The organism is Motilimonas eburnea (genome assembly GCF_021295345.1).
Classification (GTDB): domain Bacteria; phylum Pseudomonadota; class Gammaproteobacteria; order Enterobacterales; family CBDFNC01; genus Motilimonas; species Motilimonas eburnea.
Window position 1 is genome coordinate 51,208 of the sequence record NZ_JAIMJB010000009.1, and the last position, 22,788, is coordinate 73,995.

Consider the following 22,788-nt stretch of genomic DNA (forward strand, 5'->3'; position numbering starts at 1 on the left):
TGATTTTTGCCATGCCGATTGGTTAGCACTGTGTGCTTGATTTGGGGGGCACAAAGTATGCCTTAAGAAATCGGGCGTATTGTAGCCAGATTGACGCAATTATGATGCAGCCAAGGTGTAAAAAAAGTGTGATGTAAATCACGAACCGCATCATACACCCAAGTGTTCATTTTTTCTTTACAATTTTGCAAAACAATCATGCTTTTTGATGAGATATGTCAATAAGCAAGATAAATATTTATGAGTGGTAATATGGTTTTTAAAGCGCAAAGTCCAGCGGGTGTAGCCGAAGAATATTTAATTGACTCGATCTGGAATGCTCGTTTTCCGCCGGGATCAATATTACCCGCCGAGCGTGAACTGTCTGAAATGATTGGCGTAACGCGCACCACATTGCGTGAAGTACTTCAGCGGTTAGCGCGTGATGGCTGGTTAACCATACGCCATGGCAAACCCACTCAAGTTAATGATATTTGGCAAACTTCAGGCTTGAACATTTTAGAGACCCTTGCTCGCCTTGAGGGAGATAAAGTGCCATTACTCATCGACCAGCTGCTATCGGCGCGCACTAACATCAGCGCCATTTTTATCCGCGGTGCCATTAAACGTAATCCTGAGCGAGTGCTTGAGGTTGTCGCACAATTACCCGATGCCGACGCTGACAGCCAAACCTTTGTCGACTTTGATTACCGCTTTTATCATCAACTGGCGATGGCCTCAGAAAACATGATTTATGTGTTGGTGCTAAACGGCTTTCGTAACCTCTATCAAAAGCTGGGAATATTGTACTTTGCTCAGCCAAAGGCAAAACAGCTTGCTCGCGAGTTCTATCTCGCGCTGGCCGAATGTTGTCAATCGCGTCGCAATGACCAAGTGGTCGATGTGGTTCGCCGTTATGGGATGCAAAGTGGATTAATTTGGGAAAGCGTTAAATCGGATATCCCGCAACATATCGCGCAATGATCTCTAAAGGGACAGCGCCTGTCCCTTTGCCTTCAATCCTATATCTGCAGCGCATCCTTGTTTTCAGGGATGTCAGGTACTCTGGCTAATACATGGCTTTTATTGTCTTCCTGCACTTGCTCTAAGCTGACATTAAAGCCCCATAACCGATGTAAATGTTTTAAGACTTCTTGAGTCGAATCGCCAAGTGGAATATTTTGATGCGGCACGTATCGCAATTTAAGTGACCGATCACCTTTTAAATCAACACTGTAGACTTGGATGTTAGGCTCGATATTGCTCAAGTTGTATTGTGAGGCTAACTGCTCTCGGATTTTTTGATAACCCTGTTCGTTATGGATAGCATCAACCTGAATGTAGGATTTGGTGTCGTCATCAACTACGGCAAACAGTTTAAAATCGCGGATCACTTTCGGTGACAGGTACTGACCAATAAAGCTTTCATCTTTAAAGTTCTGCATAGCAAAGTGCACGGTTTCTAACCAATCGCTGCCGGCCATGTCGGGAAACCAGGCTTTGTCTTCCTCCGTTGGGTGTTCACAAATACGACGAATGTCAGTGAACATGGCAAAGCCTAGCGCATAAGGGTTGATCCCCGAATAATAGGGCGCATTGTAAGGAGGTTGCAGGGTGACATTGGTGTGGTTATGCAGTATTTCGAGCATAAACTTATCACTGAGCTTACCTTCGTCATACAAATGCTGCATCAAGGTATAATGCCAAAACGTCGCCCATCCTTCGTTCATCACTTGGGTCTGTTTTTGTGGATAAAAATATTGGCTGATTTTTCTTACAATGCGCACAATTTCGCGTTGCCAAGGCTGTAATAAAGGTGCGTGCTTTTCAATAAAATAGAGGATGTTTTCTTGTGGCTCTTGGGGGAAACGTTGGCTTTCTTCATCCACTTGTTTACTTCTGACCGGAATAGTGCGCCACAGCGCATTGACTTGGCTTTGCATGTATTGAGCACGTTCTTCCTGACGGCGCTTTTCTTCACTTAATGACAGCTTTTGCGGGCGTTTGTATCTGTCTACCCCGTAATTCATTAAGGCATGGCAAGAATCAATGATTTCTTCCACTTCATCAATGCCGTATTTTTCTTCACAGTCTTCAATGTATTGCTTGGCAAATAACAAGTAATCAATGATAGAGCCGGCATCGGTCCAAGTTTTAAATAAATAATTGTTTTTGAAGAATGAATTGTGGCCATAACAGGCATGCGCGATGACCAAGGCTTGCATTGGTAGGGTATTCTCTTCCATTAAATAGGCAATACAAGGGCCGGAGTTAATTACAATTTCATACGCCAGCCCCATTTGACCACGTTTATAGGTTTGTTCTGTTTCAATAAACTTCTTGCCATAAGACCAGTGCCGATAGCCAATGGGCATGCCCACGCTAGAGTAGGCATCCATCATTTGCTCGGCTGTGATCACTTCGATTTGATTGGGGTATGTGTCTAAGCGATAGAGCTGGGCAACCCGTTTAATTTCCTGATCATAGCGCTCAAGTAATTCAAAAGACCAATCTGGGCCATGGGGTAATTGTTCGGCTTTATCCATAACGCCTCCTAAAAAAACAGGTCGAAACTACGCGGCCTGCTTTTTAAATAATTCACGAAATACGGGGTAAATGTCTTTCACACTGCGAATGTGTTGCATGGCAAATTGAGGATAGGCATCAACCAGTTTTTCATATTCTCGCCATAAGGATTGATGTGGGCGATTGGTGATCTCTATGTAGGCGTAATAACGCAGTTTAGGCAACAATTCTTGTGCCAATATTTTACTGCACATGGGGGAGTCGTCCGCCCAATTGTCGCCGTCAGAGGCTTGGGCGGCATAGATATTCCACTGGTTTTCAGGATATCTGTCTTTCACAATTTCATTCATTAGTTTCAGTGCGCTAGACACTATGGTGCCGCCGGTTTCTTGTGAATAGAAAAACTCCTGCTCATCCACTTCTTTGGCCTGAGTATGGTGGCGAATAAACACCACATCAATCTGTTTGTAACTGCGGGTGAGAAATAAATAGAGCAAGACATAAAAGCGTTTTGCCATCTCTTTGGTGGCTTGATCCATGGAGCCTGACACATCCATCAGGCAAAACATCACCGCCTGACTACTGGGCACTGCGCGTTGGGCAAAATTGTTGTATTTCAGATCAAAGGTATCAATAAAGGGTAAATTCTTAAGGCGCTTTTCGAGCTCAGCAATTTGATCCTTTAGGGCACAGATCGCCGGCTCATGTTTGCGCTTATTCTTGGCTTTGCTGGCGCTCGCTTCAAGCTCGGCCAGCTCGGCCTTGAGTTCATTCAATTTGCGTTTTTTACCCGCGCCAAGGGCCGTGCGTCGCAGCAGTGAATTTTGCAATGAACGTACTATGTTGATATTGGCGGGAACCCCATCGGAGGTAAAACCGGCGCGGTAGGTCTTGTATTCAATGAGCTTGTCTAATTGTTTTTGTTCCAAGTTGGGTAGGGCTAAATCCTCAAAGATGAGATCTAAGTATTCATCTTTAGAAATTTGAAACACAAAGTCATCATTGCCTTCACCTTGATTGCTGGCTTCACCCTCACCACTGCCACCGCCGCCTTCTTGCGGGGGTGGACGCTTAATTTTATCGCCATCAATAAAATTATCGTTACCTGTGTGAACACGACCGCGAACCCCCCCATTGCCTTGATGAAAAAATGGCTCAGTCATGTCTTTTTGTGGAATGCTGACACTTTCACCTGAGGTAACATCTTGAATACTACGTTCGGTGACGGCATCGGCGACGGCTCGCTTGATCTGTTTTTTGTAGCGACGCATAAAACGTTGGCGGTTAACCGTACTCTTATTCTTCGAGTTTAAACGCCGATCGATAAAATGTGACATAGCGCTCTCCCTAACGCGTTGCAGTTACGACGCTTTACGCACGCGTAAGTACCATTCCGCCAGTAACCTGACTTGCTTACGGGTATAACCTTTCTCCATCATACGGGCGACAAAATCGTCGTGTTTTTTCTGATCATCGGCAGAGGTTTTGCCGTTAAACGAGATCACTGGTAGCAAGTCTTCGGTATTAGAGAACATTTTCTTCTCGATAACGGTACGCAGTTTCTCATAGCTGGCCCAGTTAGGGTTTTTACCTTGATTGCCCGCGCGAGCACGGAGCACAAAGTTGACGATTTCATTACGAAAATCTTTCGGGTTACTGATGCCAGCCGGCTTCTCGATTTTTTCTAGTTCGTTATTAAGGGCAGCGCGATCAAACAGTTGGCCTGTTTCTGGGTCTCTGAATTCTTGGTCTTGGATCCAAAAGTCTGCATAGGTGACATAACGGTCAAAGATGTTTTGACCGTATTCTGAATAGGATTCAAGGTAGGCCGTTTGGATCTCTTTACCGATGAAATCGACGTATTTAGGGATCAGATAGCCTTTGAGGAACTCAAGGTAGCGCTCAGCTACTTCAGAGGCAAATTGCTCACGCTCTATTTGTTGCTCAAGCACATAAAACAGGTGCACCGGGTTGGCAGCGATCTCGGTATCGTCAAAATTAAATACGCGAGACAAAATTTTAAACGCAAAGCGGGTAGATAGCCCCGTCATGCCCTCATCAACGCCGGCATAATCACGGTATTCTTGGTACGATTTGGCTTTGGGATCGGTGTCTTTAAGGCTTTCACCGTCATAGACCCGCATTTTAGAGTAGATACTCGAGTTTTCTGGCTCTTTAAGGCGAGAAAGGATGGAGAATTGGGCCAAGGTTTCGAGGGTGCCAGGGGCACATTTTTCTCCGGCCAGTTCACTGTTTTTAAGTAGCTTGTCGTAAATTTTGACTTCTTCGCTCACCCGTAAACAATACGGCACTTTAACAATGTAAACCCGATCGAGAAACGCTTCATTATTTTTGTTGTTTCTAAAGGTCATCCATTCAGACTCATTAGAGTGAGCCAAAATGATGCCTTCAAATGGCAGCGCAGACAGGCCTTCGGTGCCGTTATAATTGCCTTCTTGGGTGGCGGTTAATAAAGGATGAAGCACCTTAATGGGCGCTTTAAACATTTCAACAAATTCCATCAAGCCTTGGTTTGCTCTACACAGTGCGCCCGAGTAAGCATAAGCATCGGCGTCGTCTTGTGCATAATGCTCCAATTGGCGAATATCGACCTTACCAACAAGGGATGATATATCTTGATTATTTTCATCGCCAGGCTCGGTTTTGGCGATTCCGACTTGATTCAAAATAGAAGGGTAGACCTTCACCACCTTGAATTGACTAATGTCTCCGCCGAATTCTTTTAAGCGTTTAGCCGCCCAAGGTGACATGATGTTGTGCAAATAACGTTTTGGGATCTTGTATTCGCTTTCTAAAATATGGCCATCTTCGTTCGGGTCAAATAAGCAAAGTGGGCTGTCGTTAACGGGCGAGCCTTTAAGCTTATAGATAGGCACTTTCTGCATTAATTGTTTTAGCTTTTCTGCTAAAGAGGATTTACCACCGCCTACGGGGCCAAGCAAATACAGAATTTGTTTACGCTCTTCAAGCCCTTGAGATGCATGTTTAAGGTAAGACACGATCTGCTCGATGGCATCTTCCATGCCAAAGAAATCTTTAAATGCCGGATAGCGATGAATTAAGCGGTTAGAAAATATCCGGCTTAGCACCGGGTCTTTGGCGGTGTCGATGGTTTCCGGCTCGCCAATGGCGATAAGTAAACGCTCAGCGGCTGAGGCATAAACACTGCGATCTTCACGACATAACTCGAGATATTCACTGATGCTGAATTCTTCTTCTCGCGCTTCTTCGTAACGTGATTTGTAATGTTGAAAAATGCTCATAACCTTCACTCCCTCAGTTATGTCAACTTTGATACTCGACTTATCAAAGTCCCTCTCGGTACCTAGGTCTAAAATGCGACTAGCGGATAAAATGCCTTGCGAGACTGAGTGATCTCTCGTGTGCGACAAAAACAAAGATCACCAAGCCAACGCTCTGTCTATAAGACTAGCTCTAAGTTTGAAAATTGCCTTATTAACGAAGTGTTTTTAAAGCAATTTTTTCTCTATAGCTGAAAAATAGCTAAGGTCAAGCGGGGTGACTAAGGTATGTGCATGGCATAGCCGTTATTGGCGTGGCGGCAACTCGGTACCACAGTGATTGCAAAAGCGCGCATCCATATCATGGCCGCTGCGCTCACAGTGCACACAATGAATCAAGTTTCGCTCACGCTGGATTTCTTGGGCTAATTCCGCAGTGATAATGCCGGTAGGGACCGCTAATATGGCATAACCTACCAGCATGGTAATTGATGCGATGGCTTGGCCAAGGGGAGTTGTAGGGCTGATATCACCATAGCCCACCGTCGTGATGGTGACGATGGCCCAATAAATACTGTTTGGGATACTGGTAAAGCCATTTTTTGGGCCTTCAATCAGGTACATCAAGCAACCAAAAATAACAATCAAGATGGCAACGGAAAATAAAAACACAAAAATTTTGCGCTTAGAGGCGAGTAATGATCGAAACAAGGTGTTGGCTTCTTGTAAATACCGAAACAACTTTAACACCCGAAAAATGCGCAGCACCCTAAGGATCCGGATGATCATTAAATAGTTGGCACCCGGGAACAGCAAAGAGATAAAGGCGGGTAAAATGGAGAGTAAATCAATCACGCCGTAAAAGCTGAAAGCATAAACGCGGGGTTTAGGTGACACATACAAGCGCAATAAATACTCTGCGGTGAACAAGATGGTGAAACCCCATTCAGCCATATAAAAGTAGTCGTGATATTGGTTGGATAACGAGGTAACAGAGTCCAGTAACACCACGAGCACGCTGGCGAAAATCATAATGATGAGAAAGATATCGAAGTTTTGAGCTGCACGATTGTGGGTACCAAAGATAATTTCGAAAATTTGCTGCTTATTCATTGTTTTCCTGAGCGGGGTTGATTTTGCTACGCTTGTATCAGGTCTGCAGGCGCGTCATCCGATGGGACTCACGGTGATAGCAGACAAAATGAACAAGTTTGATAAATATTTTGCCTCGAGGCAAGTATTTACTGAATCTTGGATGATGATATGACTAAGCATCTGTAATATATGATTTTTACTTTCTTGCTGAAAAAGTTTTTAGCTTCTTTATGTCAAACTTTGTGAGGTTAACCGGCATCCGTAAAAGCAAAAATTATGAGTTTCATCATAAACGACCACTTAGTGCCTTGTAACTTAAGGGCAGTTAGAGTCACACTAGTACTATATACCCAATCAAGCTGTATTTTTGCTGAAATCATGCATATCTAAGTTGATTGGGTATAAAGCTTGCTATCCACGTCAATAAATGGAGTAAATTGAGTGAAAATCATCTTGATGCTAGCGGCATTGTTTACCTCTTTGGTCTCGCTTCAACTTTGGGCTACCCCTAGTAAAAGCGAACAATTGATCATTGTATTGCCAGCTGACGTAAAAAAGGACTATGAAATCTATATTGATGGCCGCGACCCGTTGACCATGACCACCTATGAAGGTGTTGGTGCAAGGCGTGATGTGGTGGAAGTGGTATTAGTACAACAAGCATTGCATTTTGGCGGTATCGATACGCCGATCCGATTTATTACCGCCGATTCTCATGCTCGAATCATCAAGCAAGTGTTGGCTGGACGTGCGGTGTTAGCAGGTAACTCCATCTGGTTGGATCTACTCACCAGCAGTGAAGAGCTCTTGTATGTATCAACGCCAATTATTGAAAATGGTCAGTTTGAAGCGGGCTTGTATACCATTGAAAGTAATAAAGAAGCGCTCAAAGCGAAAAGCATGGATGAAATTCGCAGTTTGATCGCGGTGTCGAGTAAGGCTTGGATAATCGACTGGCAAACCCTAAATGCCATGAAGATGCGTAAATTGATCAACACCGTAAAATGGTCTTCGATGGTCAAAATGGTTAACATTGGTCGAGCGGACTTTTTACTCGCCCCGTTTCAACCTACGCCAGATTTATCTTTTGAACCAGAAGGGGTACGCCTGATCCCCATTCCAAACCTAAAGATTGGTTTGCAGGGCTCGCGTCACTTTGCCATCTCTAAACGCCACCCACAGGGTAAATCCGTTGCTCAGGCATTAGACAAAGGCATCGCTATCATGAAAGAGAAAGGGCTAGTTGAACAAGCTTACGAAGATTCGGGCTTCTTTAATACTAAGGTCAAAGACTGGCAAAAGTTACTGTAAATCTTTCCTTGCTAAGTTAAAAAAAAGCCAGCGCAGTGCTGGCTTTTTCGCTTTTTCATCCATTCAATCCCGCTTTAGCCCCTCAAAAGCTAACGAAATGTAACAGAGTTGTTCTGCTTGACCTGTTTATTTCGCGATCTAGCTAACACAAAATTGCATCGCAAACCAATAAATGGCTGAAAATTAACGCTTTCTACTAAAGTCTAAGTTTCTTATCTCAATTTTAGATTTAATGTTAACAGTGCAACAACCTATTAACATTTAAGGAGAGCGCAATGGCTTTCGAAAATCAAGACATGGCAAAACGCTATTGGAGCGAAAACCTCAAGATCATGGGCGTCCTGCTAGCTATCTGGTTCGCAGTCTCTTATGGCTTCGGTATTTTATTGGTTGAGCCTCTTAACCAAATTTCTCTAGGTGGCTTTAAGCTCGGCTTTTGGTTTGCCCAGCAGGGAGCAATTTATACCTTTGTGGTTCTTATTTTTGTCTACGTAGTCAAAATGAACCAACTCGACAAAAAATACAACGTAGAAGAGTAGGAGTTAAGAAATGGATATTCAAACTTGGACCTTTATCCTCGTCGGCCTTACCTTCGCTTTGTATATCGGTATTGCTGTGTGGGCCCGTGCGGCCTCAACGGGTGAGTTCTATGTGGCTGGTGGTGGTGTACACCCAGTAGCCAATGGTATGGCAACGGCAGCCGACTGGATGTCAGCGGCTTCGTTTATCTCAATGGCAGGTATCATTTCGTTTATTGGTTACGATGGCGGGGTGTATCTAATGGGGTGGACCGGTGGTTATGTACTGCTTGCCCTTTGTTTAGCCCCTTACTTACGTAAATTTGGCAAATTCACGGTGCCAGATTTCATAGGTGACCGTTACTATTCACAAACTGCACGTATGGTAGCTGTTTTCTGTGCAATCTTTGTGTCGTTCACTTACGTGGCAGGCCAAATGCGCGGTGTGGGCGTGGTATTTTCACGTTTCCTCGAAGTTGATATCAACATGGGTATCATCATAGGCATGTGTATCGTGTTTTTCTACGCTGTAATGGGCGGCATGAAAGGCATTACCTATACTCAAGTAGCGCAATACTGTGTGTTAATTTTTGCCTTTATGGTACCGGCTATTTTCACTTCAATCATGATGACAGGAAACCCTGTTCCACAACTTGGTTTTGGTGGCACCGTTGCTGACGGTTCGGGAATGTATCTACTCGACAAGCTTGACGGTTTATCCGCTGAGCTCGGGTTTAATCAATACACCGATGGCTCCAAATCCATGGTAGACGTGTTCTTTATTACTGCTGCACTCATGGTGGGAACAGCAGGCTTACCTCACGTTATCATTCGTTTCTTCACGGTACCTAAAGTGAAAGATGCGCGTATCTCTGCAGGTTGGGCACTTATCTTTATCGCCATCCTATACACCACAGCACCAGCGGTTGCAGCATTTGCTCGCGTAAACATGATTGATTCGATTAACGGCCCTGAGCTTAAAGGTGTGCCTGCGGAGCAAGCACCAAGCTGGGTAACAAACTGGGAGAAAACGGGCCTAGTTAAATGGGAAGATAAAAACGGTGATGGTCGTATGTTCTACTCAGGCGATGCGCGCAATGAGATGGACATTAACCGCGATATCATTGTATTGGCTTCACCTGAATTAGCGAACTTACCAAACTGGGTGGTGGCATTACTGGCTGCAGGTGGTTTAGCGGCGGCGCTATCAACCGCAGCAGGTCTGCTACTGGTGATTTCAACCTCGGTCGCCCATGATTTACTGAAAAAAGGTCTCAAACCCGACATGACCGAGAAGCAAGAGCTACTGGCAGCGCGTTTAAGTGCCGTTGGTGCGGTGATTGCAGCCGGCTACATGGGCATTAACCCACCGGGCTTTGTGGCTCAGGTGGTGGCATTCGCCTTTGGCCTGGCGGCGTCATCTTTCTTCCCAGCGATTATCTTGGGTATCTTCTATAAGAAGATGAACAAAGAAGGGGCGATTGCCGGTATGATTGCAGGTATTGTTTTCACTACCGCTTACATTGTGTTCTTCAAGTTTATCAACCCAGAAATGAACACGCCTGAGAACTGGTGGTTTGGTATTTCACCGGAAGGTATCGGTACCTTAGGTATGATCTTGAACTTCGTGGTTGCCATTGCGGTTAACAAGGTTACGGCCGAAACCCCACAAGAAGTACAAGAAATGGTTGAAAGCATCCGTTATCCAAAAGGAGCGGGCGCGGCTATCGACCACTAACAGAGAGATAATTCTGATACAGTCAAAACCCAGCGAAAGCTGGGTTTTTTTGTATGCCGCCTATTTAGCTATGTGATCATCACTCTGGTAGGTTAAGTCTTTCTTGCTCGCTGTCAAATTGACGTTTTACACGTCCTACATCGTGTTTTAGAACGTACTAAATCAGGTTTTGCGTCTCTTTTTACTTCGCTAAGCAGCAAAATTAATTTGAATTAAATACTTAACGGAGTAAAAAATGAAAATAAGAAATTTGCTAATGTTGGCGTTAGCGTTCCACTTAATGATAAATAATGCGCATGCTAACTCGGTTGGCTTTACCCAGTTTAGTTTTTTAACCGATGCAACGCGCAAGGCTAAGGCGTCGGTTTGGTTTCCGACTTTAGATAATGCCCCCAAAATATGGATTGGTGAAAATCTGGCTTTTGTGGGCACCGAAGTGGTTGAAAATGCATCTCTAGATGTGGAGCAATCTCCACTCGTTTTGTTATCTCATGGCTATGGTGGTAATTGGCGTAACTTGAACTGGCTTGCTACTGCGCTAGCCCAGCAAGGCATGATAGTCGCGGCCGTGGATCATCCTGGGACAACCAGCCTTGATAGATCGCCCTTATCCGCATCAAAATGGTGGCTTCGCGCCGCAGATATTTCGGCCTTACTTGATCTACTGCTCGCCGACGAAAAATGGAGAATAGCTATAAATCCAAAGGATATTTCTGTAATAGGTCACTCATTAGGTGGCTGGACGGCAATGTTATTGGTCGGCGCGAAGTTTGATCGAGATACATTTCAAGTCCAATGCAAGCACTACGCCAATCCTCGCACCTGTGGCTTAGCAACAGAGCTCGGCTTAGATAAGCGCCAACCCAATGAGCCTGCTGATGTTGTATTGCTGGATAAACGAATCAAAAAAGCCATTACTTTGGATTTAGGGTTAGCAAGAAGCCTATCGATTCAAAGCCTTAATCAAGTTACCACGCCTACCTTAATTCTAGCAGCAGGGGTGGATATCGGCGATCTACCACAAGCCTTTGAGTCTGGGTACTTAGCTGAGCATATTGCGCTAGCGCAACGCCGCTACAAGGTTTATGAGCAAGCGGCCCATTTTAGCTTTATACAACTGTGTAAGCCCCAAGCTGGTCAGATTTTGGAACAAGAGCAAGTAGGTGATGGCATCATCTGTGTTGATGCTAAAGGTGCACACCGAGAACAGCTACATACTCGATTTTTTAAGGACATAACCGACTTCCTTAAACAGACGCTTTAGCTGACTGTTGCCGGTAAGCACTAGGAGTGGTAGAAGTGATCCGGCTAAACTCGCGGTTAAAATTAGATTTAGTGTAAAAGCCGGACTGGAGAAAATATCGGTAATACTCAGTTTTGTGCTACTGAGTAAATGCTGCGCATGCTTAATTCGATACTCGTTGATCACTTTGGATACATTGCGTTGATAGACTTGGTTCACTGCCATTGAAAGTTGTCGGCTGGGCAGTGAAAGTTTTCGAGCTAATCGTTCTAAGGTTAAATCTGGATCCAGATAGCTCTGATTATGGGCTAATAAATGGCATAATTGCTCAATTATCTCATTGGCTTGCTCTATTTCTAAATTGTTCGAGCCAACGCCAGTCTCTTCTAATGATATAGGCTCATTGATTGTGGTCAAGGAGCCTACCATGACGACAGCGATGGCGAGTAGGGGGAGCAGGATCAAATAACTGATGGATAAAATAGATGTCGTGTTGATGCCGTTAAAAAAGGCAAAATCCAGCGATAAGGCGGCATCTATGAGAGCAGAAAACAGCAACATACCGCCCGCGATATACCTTAGATGTTTAACACTGGCGACATCAATAAGACGCACCCGCTGTGGCTCTAGCCGAGCCGAAACGATGAGCTTGATACCATAAAAGACCAAGAGGCTTACTAGCATTACATCAATCGGGGCTGCCCACCAAGGGTAGATGAGGGAACAAAATAAAATGATGCAGGGAGCTGCTGCGTGTTTAAGGGAAAATGCGTTAGCATTTTGGGTTAATTCAAAGCAATACCAAGCGATCACCGGCAAGGTCGCCGCGAGCACGGGTTGAATAAATCGAATCAGCTGAATATCGAAGCTCCAGCGAAGTCCCACCACAAATGTGGTCGCACTGCACAAGAACAAAAAGCTGACAATGCGTTTTACACCGGCTCCTTGTTTAACCCAGACCAGGCAGGCAAGGAGGAGAAAAAGCAGAGCAGCGATAAAAGGAAGCGGAACACTTAACATCGAGTTAGTGATTCCCATACAAGCTTTGATATAAACCGGGCTGATTAACTAAGGCGGCATGTTGGCCGGTTTGACTTATCTTGCCGTCTTCAAATACAAAAATGCGGTCGGCTTGTTTTACCGACGATAACCGGTGAGCCACAATAATAGTGGTGCGGTCCTTTAAAAAATCCGTCAAGGCTAAGTGCAAATTAGCTTCGGTTTGGGTGTCTAAGGCAGACGTCGCTTCATCCATGATTACCAGTTTAGGATCTGATAACACCATTCGGGCAATGGCGATGCGCTGTTTTTGTCCGCCAGATAATTTAACCCCGCGCTGACCCACTTGTGTGTCTAATTGCTCATCTAATGCGCGCACAAAGTCGTCCAATTGGGCAATTTTTAGGGCCTGCCAGATACGATCGTCTGTGACTTCTTCACCTAGAGTGAGGTTGTTACGTATATTGTCGTTAAATAAGCATGGGCTTTGTAACACGGTGGCTGTGTGGCTGCGGATAAGCTCAAAACCACATTGATTCACATTAACGCCATTAAATAAGATTTCCCCGTGGTTGAGCGGATATAAACCGAGTAATAATTGAACCAAGGTAGACTTACCGCCACCGCTGGCTCCAACAAAGGCGACTTTTTCACCGGGTTGAATATCCAGGGAAATACCGCGAATCACCTCTACTTCTTCGTTATATGAAAAGTGTAAGTCACGTAGGCTTAAGGCGAGCTCTGACGTTTGGGTGAAAGGCGATTGCTGAGCGGGCAGGTCGGGCTCAACGGATAAGGCGAGTACCGAATTTAAGCGCTTTAATGATGCCGATGCAGCAAAATAGGAGTATTGCATATTCAGTAGCTCTTGCACCGGTCCCATCATAAACCACAGATACCCGAACACAGCAAATATCTCGCCCACGGTTAAATCAGTGAATAGCACCATGATCATGGCAACGGCGCGAAATACCTCAAACCCAATCAAGAAGATCAAAAAGCTGGCTCGACCAGCGGCTTCGCTGCGCCACGAGTAATCGATGGCGCTGTTACGCAGCCCTTTAGCGCGATCAATGATGCGATTAATGTAATGGCGCTCTTTGTTAGCCGCGCGGATTTCATATATGCCATCTAAGGTTTCAACGACCGCTTGTTGAAACAACTCAAAGGCACTATTTTCGTTGCGTTTAAGGTGCTTGACCTTACTACCCAGCTTGGTCGAGAAAAAAATCACCACTGGGTTTAGCAGCAGAATAAACAAGCCTAATTGCCAGTTAAGCCAAAGCAAGATCGCGGCCGTACCTAACACCGCAAGCAAGCTTACCAAAAAACGGCTCAAGGTATCGCCAATAAACTTATCTAGGGTTTCAACATCGGTCACAAAATGCGAGCTTAAGCTGCCCGAGCCCAGGTTTTCGTATTCACGAATAGCGATAAGACGCATTTGTTTAACCAGTACCTGGCGGATTAAAAAAGTGATGTGTTTGGCAATAATGGTAAATTGACGAGACTGTAATACCGTTAGGGCCACGCTCAAGGTACGCAAAAAAACGGTAAATAACAGCACACAAACAATATAGCCAACAGGGCCTTGCCATTGCGCTGGTAAGATTTGATCCATTACCTCAATAGCCGTGCCTGGTGTGTTTAGCAGCACTTCATCAACCATCAAGGGCATTAACAGTGGCACCGGAACCGACGCCAAGGTGGCGAGAATAGCGACCACATTGGCAATGATAATTTCTTTTTTATAGGCTTTGGCGGCGTTAAAAATACTCTGCCATGAAAATTGCGAAGAAGCGTTTAAAACCATGGATAACTACTAGTTAACAAAAGCGCGTATTTTAGCGCTTGACCCATAGGGTGCAACCGGAAACTTCAAAGGACTTGAACTGGCTTGATATTTGAGGCGTATTAACCAATAAATGAGCTGATACAAACCGTCATTAGTGCCGTCTACGCTAATACCGCTGAACAGGCTTTTTCAGGTGGGGGGGCAATAAAGGGGAATGGGTGTCTTAAAGATGCCAAAAGTTGCCTAAAATTGAGGCAACCAGAACAAAATCAGTCATACAAGTCTAATTATTGTTCGATTTACGCAGCGGGATCGGGTAGGGTTAGCGAACTTTCGCGCAAGCATGGTCGAATGAGAATAATTTTGTTAGCATTCGGTTAAACTGGCTAGGCAGAAGAATAGCCAACAGCTAATATCCAAACGTAGTGAGATTTAGGTTTTACATGGAAAACTCTGAAAAATTGACAAACAACAAGCAAATTATCGCTTACCTAGTAGAAATGTTCCCTCTTTGTTTTATCGCCGAAGGTGAAGCAAAGCCCCTTAAAATTGGTATTTTCCAAGACTTAGCAGAACGTTTAGGCGATGATGAAAAAGTCAGTAAAACCCAATTACGCTCAGCACTACGTCAATACACCTCAAGCTGGCGTTACCTACATGGCATCAAACCCGGCGCTAAACGTGTAGACCTAGACGGTGTTGAAGGTGAAGAGCTACAAGCTGAACACATTGAACATGCGCAAAAAGCGTTAAAAGAAAGCAAGGCTAAAGTATTTGCTGAGCGTAAAGCTGCCGCTAAAGATAAGCCAGCTAAAGGCCCTAAAGCCGCTGCTAACAAAGCAAAACCGGCCCGCACCAGCAAGCCAAAAGCAAAAGCTGAAAAGCCAGCAGAAAAAGTAAACTACGTTCCTGCAGAGATTGATCAACTAAAAGTGGCTCAAGAAGTCAAAGTGATAGTCGGAAAAGCACCAGTGCCTGCTACTATTGTAGATATCAACAAAGATGAGGTGCAGGTTCAATTAATGTCGGGTATGACATTGAAAGTAAAAGCACAACACCTGATTCTTTAATTCAAGGATGCCTTTATGAAGAAAGTTTTTCGTTTAACGCTTCTTACCACTAGCTTATGTGTGGCAAGCTTAGGTTTTGCCGTTCAACCCGCCATTAAGGTTGAAGACCTACCTAAACTGGAACAAGAGCCACAACACGCCACCGTAAGTAAGCGGGTAACTCAGCTGTTTAGTCGCAACCACTACAAGCCGATGTTACTTGACGATGCACTTTCTTCAGAAGTGTTTGATCTATACGTTAAGCAGTTAGATTATAACCGCAATATCTTTATCGAATCGGATATCACTCAGTTTGAAAAATACCGATTACAGCTCGATGAAGATCTCAGCAAAGGCCGTCTTGCGCCCTTATATGACATGTTTGCCCTTAATCTTCAGCGCCGTTACGAGCGTTTTCAGTATGCACTGACCTTGCTCGACGAAGAAATCACGTTTGATACACCGGACGAATATACCTTTGATCGCAGTGAAGCGCCGTGGGCAAAAAATACCGCAGAGCTGAATGAAATCTGGCGTCAAAAAGTAAAATATGATGCGCTGAACCTTAAGTTAGCAGGCAAAAAGTGGCCAGAAATTAAAAAAGTGCTCACCAAACGATACGATTATGCCATTAAGCGCTTAACGCAATCGCAAAGTGAAGACGTGTTTCAAACCATCATGAACGCCTATGCGCGTACCATTGAGCCTCACACGAGCTATTTATCCCCCCGTAATGCCGACCGTTTTAACATGGAAATGAACCTATCCCTAGAGGGCATAGGTGCCGTGTTACAAGGTGAAGACGATTACACGGTTGTGCGCAGTTTAGTGCCGGGCGGCCCAGCGGATAAAACCAAAAACCTTGCCGCTGACGACAAAATTGTCGGTGTAGCACAAGGCGATGAAAAAATGGTGGATGTCATCGGTTGGCGTTTAGACGATGTGGTTGATCTGATCAAAGGCCCCAAAGGCACCACCGTTCGTTTAGAAGTACTGCCCGCTAAAGCAGGCAGCGATGCGGGCACTAAAATTGTTCACATAGTGCGTGAGAAAGTTCACTTAGAAGATCGCGCCGCCAAATCTGAAGTCATTGAGATTGATGGTAACAAAATTGGCGTAATCGATATACCGAGTTTTTACGTCAATCTAAGCCAAGATGTTGATAAAGAAATCACCAAGTTAAAACAAGACAAGGTCAAGGGCATCATTATCGACCTACGTGGCAATGGTGGTGGAGCATTGACGGAAGCAAGCCTACTTACGGGTTTGTTTATCAAGTCTGGCCCTGTGGTTCAGGTGCGTAATAATCGCAATCGCATCGAAGTCAATGGCGACGAAGATGGAAAAATTAGCTACGACGGCCCTTTGACGGTACTTGTTGACCGCTACAGCGCCTCTGCCTCTGAAATCTTTGCGGCAGCACTGCAAGATTATGGCCGCGCCTTGATCTTAGGTGAAAACACCTTTGGTAAAGGCACGGTACAGCAGCATCGCAAGTTGTCTCGCATTTACGACTTCTATGAAAAACCCATGGGTAACGTGCAGTACACCATCGCTAAGTTTTACCGTATCGACGGCGGCAGCACTCAAAATAAAGGGGTAGTGCCTGATATCTTGTTCCCGACGCCCATCGAAGCCAGTGAAACGGGCGAAAGCGTGGAAGAAAATGCACTGCCTTGGGATCAAATCAAGCCAGCCAATTATAACCGCTTAGGTGATTTTAGCTCGTTAGTGGCCAAGTTGGATGAGGCGCACAAACAAAGAATGCAGGCATCGCCAGAATTTGCTTACATCTATCAAGACATAGAAACATACAAAAAAGAAAAAGATCGTAAAACCATTAGTTTGGTCGAATCTGAGCGCATTCGTCTACGCGAAGAGAAAGAAGCATTAGAGCTAAAGCGCACCAACGAACGCTTACAACGTTTAGGTAAAAATCCGATAACCAAGCTCGATGAGTTACCTGACGACTTTGAAGAGCCAGATGTTTACCTCGAAGAGGCGGCAGCCGTGACCTTAGATCTCGCTAAGTCATAGCCTCAAGTCATAACCTCATCAATGCCATCATACTAAGCCCAGTTTTCACTGGGCTTTTCTTTGCCTCACGCTTCCCAACCGCTATCGCTCTGTTATGACAAGCTAAGTTCAATAGGGCGATGGATACGCCTCACTGCCACCAAAAAGAGACAAGGTGTTATGGGTTAAATCAGCAAAAACACAGTGATAGCTACTGCAATATTTAATTCATGCATGATTTCTAAGTGTTGTTAACTGAATTAACAATATTTCACAAATAAGCAATGTAAAATATATCTCATTTTTAAACATTTCGAGCTGTGAGCATAATTGCATGAAAGTGCGAGGCAATCAGTCAAAAATCAACCAATGCAATATATTGTAAAGAAATTCGAATTCAGTGATAAACACTGCTTTTTCGATTAAGTAGTGAATTAAATAAAGATAAAGTTCGGCTTAGTAGAGCCATAATTGTAGCTGGTAAGAATAAATAGTCATATTGGATGACTATTTAGTCGCATTTATCGGCTGTGGCCAGCATAATTACCTAAAAATATGCATTATTATGATCTCTATCTGTTGTCAGACGTTTGTTTTTTATGATTATATTGCGCTGGCAAACACAACTATACCCATACTCAGACGATATAACCCTGCAACGTTAAGCCGACATCGACAAGGACTTTAGTCGAAGACGAGCAAGAGGTATGCATGGAGTTAATTGCTGAGTATGGAACAAAAACAAAACAATAAGAGTTATTAATAATGAGTACAAACACAAGTGTCACAGGAAGGTGGTCCAGCCGCTTTGCCTATATATTGGCAGCAACAGGGGCAGCGGTTGGCTTAGGAAACATTTGGAAGTTCCCTTACATCATGGGTGAAAACGGCGGCGGTGCATTCGTTATCGTTTATCTGTTATGTATTTTGTTTATCGGTATCCCAGTCATGATGGCGGAAACCTTCATCGGTAAACGCGGGCGTTCAACGCCAGCCAATGCCGCGGCGAAGGTGTCCCAAGAATCAGGCCATAGCACCCATTGGTCTTTACTGGGCACGTCTGGCGTATTAGCAGGCTTTTTGATCCTAAGTTTCTACGTGGTGATCGCAGGCTGGGCATTGGCTTATGTATTCTATGCGGGTACGGGCGAATTCTCGACCATGGCTGCGGCGGCGGTTGAAGGCACGACAGGGCATGCTGATGCGGTCGGCGCACTCTTCGGCGGATTGTTATCTGACCCGTTCAAATTGATCCTATGTACCACAGTCATGGTAGTTGCCACGGTCTTAGTACTAGGTAAAGGCTTAAACAAAGGGTTAGAAGCGGCAGTGACGTCGTTAATGCCAGCACTGTTTATTTTACTGGCTATTATCATGGTTTACTCAGCCATCGAAGGTCACTTTGGTGAAGCGGCTGCATTTATGTTTGCTCCCGATTTCAGCAAACTCACTGTGCACAGCGTATTAGAAGCACTGGGCCATGCGTTTTTCACTTTAAGCTTATCATCTGGCATCATGATGATTTACGGTGCTTACCTACCTGAAGGCGTGTCAATTGCACGCACCTCTATCTGGATTGCGATCTGTGACACTGTGGTTGCATTAATGGCAGGCCTTGCTATTTACCCCATCGTTTTTGCAAACGGCATGGAGCCAAGTGCAGGTCCAGGTCTGTTATTCCAAACCCTGCCAATCGCCTTTGGTAAGATGCCGATGGGTGACTTATTCGGTACCGTGTTCTTCGTGATGATCGTTTTTGCTGCCTTTACCTCAGCCATTGCCTTACTTGAATCCGCTACGGCGTACTTGGTAGAGCGTAAAGGATTGAACCGTTGGCCGGCGGCTATCGTTTCTGGCGTGGGCATTTGGCTATTAAGCCTGGGTTCTATTTACTCATTTACCGGTGCAGAATGGACTAAAATGTCATTCTTTGGCCACGGTGAGAACTTCTTTGACGTATTAGACTACATTACCTCTAAGCTCATGTTGCCATTGGCAGGTCTGTTCACGGCTATATTTGTGGGCTGGCGAGTCAAGCGTCACATTGTTGAACAAGAGATTCAATTGAACGGCGGTGCGTTTACAGCATTCTTCTTCTGCTTAAAATACGTTGCTCCTGTGGCGATCACCATCGTTTTCGCTCAGTTAGTTGGCATAATTAACCTCTAACAAAACGCGATCTGTATAACACTAATAGGGCCATTTGTTGGCCCTTTTTTATTTGCTAGTAATTATCATTGACCCATGTCTAAATATTTGTCAGCCTTATCGAACTTTTCAATTGATAGGCATGATTATGGAACAGCAACCACAGGCTAAGCATCTAAAAGATTATCAATCTCCCGAATACACCATCACCCACATTGATCTTGATTTTCAGCTGCAAGACCAGGCCACCATAGTCACGGCGACATCCCATTTTGTACGTCAAGCCGACACCGATCAGGTCTTTCTCAACGGTGAGCACCTTAAACTATTGAATGTAGCCATCAACGGTGAAGCCTTTAGCAATTATGAGCAAACCGATACAGGGTTAACTCTCAAGCAAGTTCCGGCTGAATTTGATTTAACCATCACCACCCAAATCGACCCACAAGCCAACCTGTCGGGTGAAGGCTTATATAAGTCAGGTGACGCGCTTTGTACCCAGTGTGAAGCAGAAGGGTTTAGGCGTATTACCTATTACCTAGACCGCCCAGACGTACTGGCTAAATTCACCACTAAAATTACCGCTGATAAAAGCCAATATCCGTTTTTACTTTCAAATGGTAACAAGATTGCCGAAGGTGAGCTTGACGGCAATCAGCACTTTGTTCAGTGGCAAGACCCGTTTCCTAAGCCGTGTTATTTGTTTGCTCTCGTCGCGGGTGATTTTGATCTATTACAAGATCACTACCAAACCGTGTCTGGCCGCAATGTGACGCTAGAAATCTTCGTTGATAAAGGCAACTTAGATCGCGCTGAATACGCCATGGGCGCATTGAAACGTTCAATGGAATGGGACGAGCAGCGCTTTGGCCTTGAGTATGATCTCGACATCTACATGATAGTGGCGGTTGACTTCTTCAACATGGGCGCGATGGAAAACAAAGGCCTAAACGTGTTTAACTCTAAATACGTCCTTGCCAACAGCCAAACTGCCACCGATGCCGATTACGACGGTGTAGAAGCGGTGATCGGTCATGAATATTTCCACAACTGGACGGGTAACCGCATTACTTGTCGTGATTGGTTCCAATTAAGCTTGAAAGAAGGCTTAACCGTATTCCGTGACCAAGAATTTAGCAGTGACTTAGGCAGCCGCGTGGTTAACCGCATTAACAATGTGAAAATCATCCGCAACCATCAGTTTGCCGAAGACGCTGGTCCGATGTCTCATCCAATCCGCCCTGAAAGCGTGATTGAAATGAACAACTTCTACACCGTGACCGTGTATAACAAGGGTTCAGAAGTCATTCGCATGATCCATACGCTGCTGGGTGAAGAAAAATTCCAAGCGGGTATGAAGCTATACGTTGAGCGCTTTGACGGTCAAGCCGTGACTTGTGAAGACTTTGTAAAGGCGATGGAAGATGCTTCTGGCGTTGACTTAGGGCAATTCCGTCTTTGGTACAGCCAATCGGGAACGCCGATTGTTGATGTGACCGACGAATACGACGGCGCGGCGCAAGTTTACCGCTTGCACCTGAAGCAGCGCACTGAGCCTACGGCAGATCAAGACGCTAAACAGCCGCAACATATTCCAGTGGATCTTGAGCTGGTTTCACAAACAGGTGAAAACCTCTTGATTGATGGCCAAGTCAGTCAAGTACTTAACTTTACTCAAGCCGAGCAAACCTTTGAGTTTAACGGTATCAGCAGCCAGCCCGTGCCAGCGCTATTTAGAGATTTCTCGGCGCCGGTTAAATACAGCTATGACTACAGCGATGAACAACTCGCACTGTTACTTAAAACCGCCAGCAATGCCTTTGCGCGCTGGGATGCATCGCAAAACCTGTTCAACAAATACCTAGTCAGTAATGTAGCGCGCGTCCAACAAGGTGAAGCTGTTGAGGTCCCAACCTTTGTGGTGGATGCGTATCGTAGCTTGTTATTGGCCGAGCAGCCTGATCTGGCATTAATTGCCGAGGTACTGGCGTTCCCATCACAAAGCTCACTATGGCAACTATTTGATAAGGTGGACGTTGACGCCATCGCTGATGCCCGTAACGGCATGATCAATTTATTGGCCAATGCGCTGAGCGACGAGCTGTTATGCTTGTATCTAGCTAACCGTAGCCAAGCTGACTATGAGCTAAGCCAAACCGCAGTGGAAAAACGTAAATTAGCGGGCATTTGTTTAGCCTTATATGCCAAAGTGTCACCTGAGCATGCCAGCGAGTTAACGCAACAGCATTACCAGCAAAGCGACAACATGACGGATACCTTCAGCGCCCTAAACGCCGCCAATATTGGCCAGCTGGCTTGTCGTGATGTCCTGATGGCCGACTTTGATGGCAAATGGCGCCACGATGGCTTGGTGATGGACAAGTGGTTTGCCCTAGCGGCAACCAGCCCAGCTAAAGACTGTTTAAATCAAGTGAAGCAATTGCTTGATCACCCAAGCTTTAGCATTAAAAACCCTAACCGTACACGCTCCCTCATTGGCGCTTTTGTGTCAGCGAATACCTCGCTGTTCCATGCTAAAGATGGCTCAGGTTATGCCTTCTTAGGGGATATGCTGCTCAAGCTGAACAAGATCAACCCACAAGTGGCGTCGCGCTTGATCACGCCATTGATCCAATTTAAACAGCTAGATCAAGGCCGCCAAGACTTGATGGTTGCACAACTTAACCGTTTATTGGCCGAGCCAGAATTAGCTAAGGATCTCTACGAGAAAGTGACTCGTGGTTTAGAGCAACTAAAATAAACAACATGTGCGCGCGGGCAATGGGCTCGCGCGCCTTAACAGGCTGCGCCATGCAAACCTATTATTTTTCCATGTTTATCAGTTATCAAGACTTTGAGTTACTGTATCGCGGTGCGGTGCGTAACGTGCAAGTCACCGACGATAATGGCAAAACCATCCGTTTGCCCGCCGTCAAATTCATTCCTTGGCTCAGCCGAATTGGCATTCGCGGCCGCTTTAAACTCACCTTAGGCGACGATAACAAGTTTATTTCCCTAGAAAAAATCTCCTGACATCAAATACCACTGCTTTTTTTCGCTTTTACGCTTAATCTCACTATATTTGTTCTCTCATTACGATAAGTTTGG

General features: G+C 45.1%; 16 protein-coding genes. 10 read left to right on the forward strand and 6 right to left on the reverse strand.

Annotated features, from left to right (window positions below):
- Nucleotides 1–240: 240 nt before the first annotated feature.
- The gene (gene fadR / locus K6Y21_RS10685; RefSeq protein ID WP_233071835.1) at nt 241–963 is read left to right on the forward strand and encodes a fatty acid metabolism transcriptional regulator FadR; all 723 of its coding nucleotides are present in this window, start codon (nt 241–243) and stop codon (nt 961–963) included.
- A gap of 38 nt (nt 964–1,001) precedes the next feature.
- Here fadR and K6Y21_RS10690 read toward each other — a convergent pair whose 3' ends face one another.
- The 4 genes from K6Y21_RS10690 to K6Y21_RS10705 form a co-directional block, all read right to left on the reverse strand.
- The gene (locus K6Y21_RS10690) at nt 1,002–2,525 is read right to left on the reverse strand and encodes a SpoVR family protein (protein ID WP_233071836.1); all 1,524 of its coding nucleotides are present in this window, start codon (nt 2,523–2,525) and stop codon (nt 1,002–1,004) included.
- A 27-nt stretch (nt 2,526–2,552) separates the two neighbouring features.
- Nucleotides 2,553–3,842, reverse strand: a complete 1,290-nt coding sequence (locus tag K6Y21_RS10695; protein ID WP_233071837.1) for a YeaH/YhbH family protein — start codon at nt 3,840–3,842, stop codon at nt 2,553–2,555.
- Between the two features lie 24 nt (nt 3,843–3,866).
- A complete protein-coding gene (locus K6Y21_RS10700; protein ID WP_233071838.1) occupies nt 3,867–5,789 on the reverse strand; it encodes a PrkA family serine protein kinase in 1,923 nt (640 codons plus the stop codon).
- A gap of 285 nt (nt 5,790–6,074) precedes the next feature.
- On the reverse strand, nt 6,075–6,881 hold the full coding sequence (locus tag K6Y21_RS10705) for an ion transporter (RefSeq protein ID WP_233071839.1): 807 nt from the start codon (nt 6,879–6,881) through the stop codon (nt 6,075–6,077).
- A 423-nt stretch (nt 6,882–7,304) separates the two neighbouring features.
- On the opposite strand from K6Y21_RS10705, the gene K6Y21_RS10710 reads away from it, so the two are divergent.
- The 4 genes from K6Y21_RS10710 (at nt 7,305) to K6Y21_RS10725 (ending at nt 11,694) form a co-directional block, all read left to right on the forward strand.
- A complete protein-coding gene (locus tag K6Y21_RS10710) occupies nt 7,305–8,174 on the forward strand; it encodes a hypothetical protein (RefSeq protein ID WP_233071840.1) in 870 nt (289 codons plus the stop codon).
- A 275-nt stretch (nt 8,175–8,449) separates the two neighbouring features.
- Nucleotides 8,450–8,713 (forward strand): DUF4212 domain-containing protein, encoded by a 264-nt coding sequence (locus K6Y21_RS10715; protein ID WP_233071841.1) that lies wholly within the window; start codon nt 8,450–8,452, stop codon nt 8,711–8,713.
- 10 nt (nt 8,714–8,723) lie between these two features.
- Complete coding sequence (locus tag K6Y21_RS10720; protein WP_233071842.1) at nt 8,724–10,430, forward strand: sodium:solute symporter family protein; 1,707 nt, start codon at nt 8,724–8,726, stop codon at nt 10,428–10,430.
- Between the two features lie 235 nt (nt 10,431–10,665).
- Nucleotides 10,666–11,694, forward strand: a complete 1,029-nt coding sequence (locus tag K6Y21_RS10725; RefSeq protein WP_233071843.1) for an alpha/beta hydrolase family protein — start codon at nt 10,666–10,668, stop codon at nt 11,692–11,694.
- Here K6Y21_RS10725 and K6Y21_RS10730 read toward each other — a convergent pair.
- On the reverse strand, nt 11,641–12,693 hold the full coding sequence (locus K6Y21_RS10730; protein WP_233071844.1) for a helix-turn-helix domain-containing protein: 1,053 nt from the start codon (nt 12,691–12,693) through the stop codon (nt 11,641–11,643). The two genes, K6Y21_RS10725 and K6Y21_RS10730, sit on opposite strands and share 54 nt — an antisense overlap.
- Before the next feature lie 4 nt (nt 12,694–12,697).
- Nucleotides 12,698–14,485 carry an ABC transporter ATP-binding protein gene (locus K6Y21_RS10735; protein WP_233071845.1) on the reverse strand — a complete coding sequence of 596 codons (1,788 nt, stop codon included), beginning with the start codon at nt 14,483–14,485 and terminating at the stop codon, nt 12,698–12,700.
- 425 nt (nt 14,486–14,910) lie between these two features.
- Here K6Y21_RS10735 and proQ point away from each other — a divergent pair, with 425 nt between their 5' ends.
- The 5 genes from proQ (at nt 14,911) to K6Y21_RS10760 (ending at nt 22,713) form a co-directional block, all read left to right on the forward strand.
- The gene (gene proQ / locus K6Y21_RS10740) at nt 14,911–15,537 is read left to right on the forward strand and encodes an RNA chaperone ProQ (RefSeq protein WP_233071846.1); all 627 of its coding nucleotides are present in this window, start codon (nt 14,911–14,913) and stop codon (nt 15,535–15,537) included.
- 15 nt (nt 15,538–15,552) lie between these two features.
- Nucleotides 15,553–17,553: a carboxy terminal-processing peptidase gene (gene prc, locus K6Y21_RS10745; RefSeq protein ID WP_233071847.1), complete on the forward strand. Its 2,001-nt coding sequence runs from the start codon at nt 15,553–15,555 to the stop codon at nt 17,551–17,553.
- Between the two features lie 744 nt (nt 17,554–18,297).
- Nucleotides 18,298–19,701 carry a sodium-dependent transporter gene (locus K6Y21_RS10750; protein WP_233071848.1) on the forward strand — a complete coding sequence of 468 codons (1,404 nt, stop codon included), beginning with the start codon at nt 18,298–18,300 and terminating at the stop codon, nt 19,699–19,701.
- 127 nt (nt 19,702–19,828) lie between these two features.
- Nucleotides 19,829–22,441: an aminopeptidase N gene (gene pepN / locus K6Y21_RS10755; protein ID WP_233071849.1), complete on the forward strand. Its 2,613-nt coding sequence runs from the start codon at nt 19,829–19,831 to the stop codon at nt 22,439–22,441.
- A gap of 50 nt (nt 22,442–22,491) precedes the next feature.
- On the forward strand, nt 22,492–22,713 hold the full coding sequence (locus tag K6Y21_RS10760) for a DUF2835 domain-containing protein (RefSeq protein ID WP_233071850.1): 222 nt from the start codon (nt 22,492–22,494) through the stop codon (nt 22,711–22,713).
- Nucleotides 22,714–22,788: the final 75 nt, after the last annotated feature.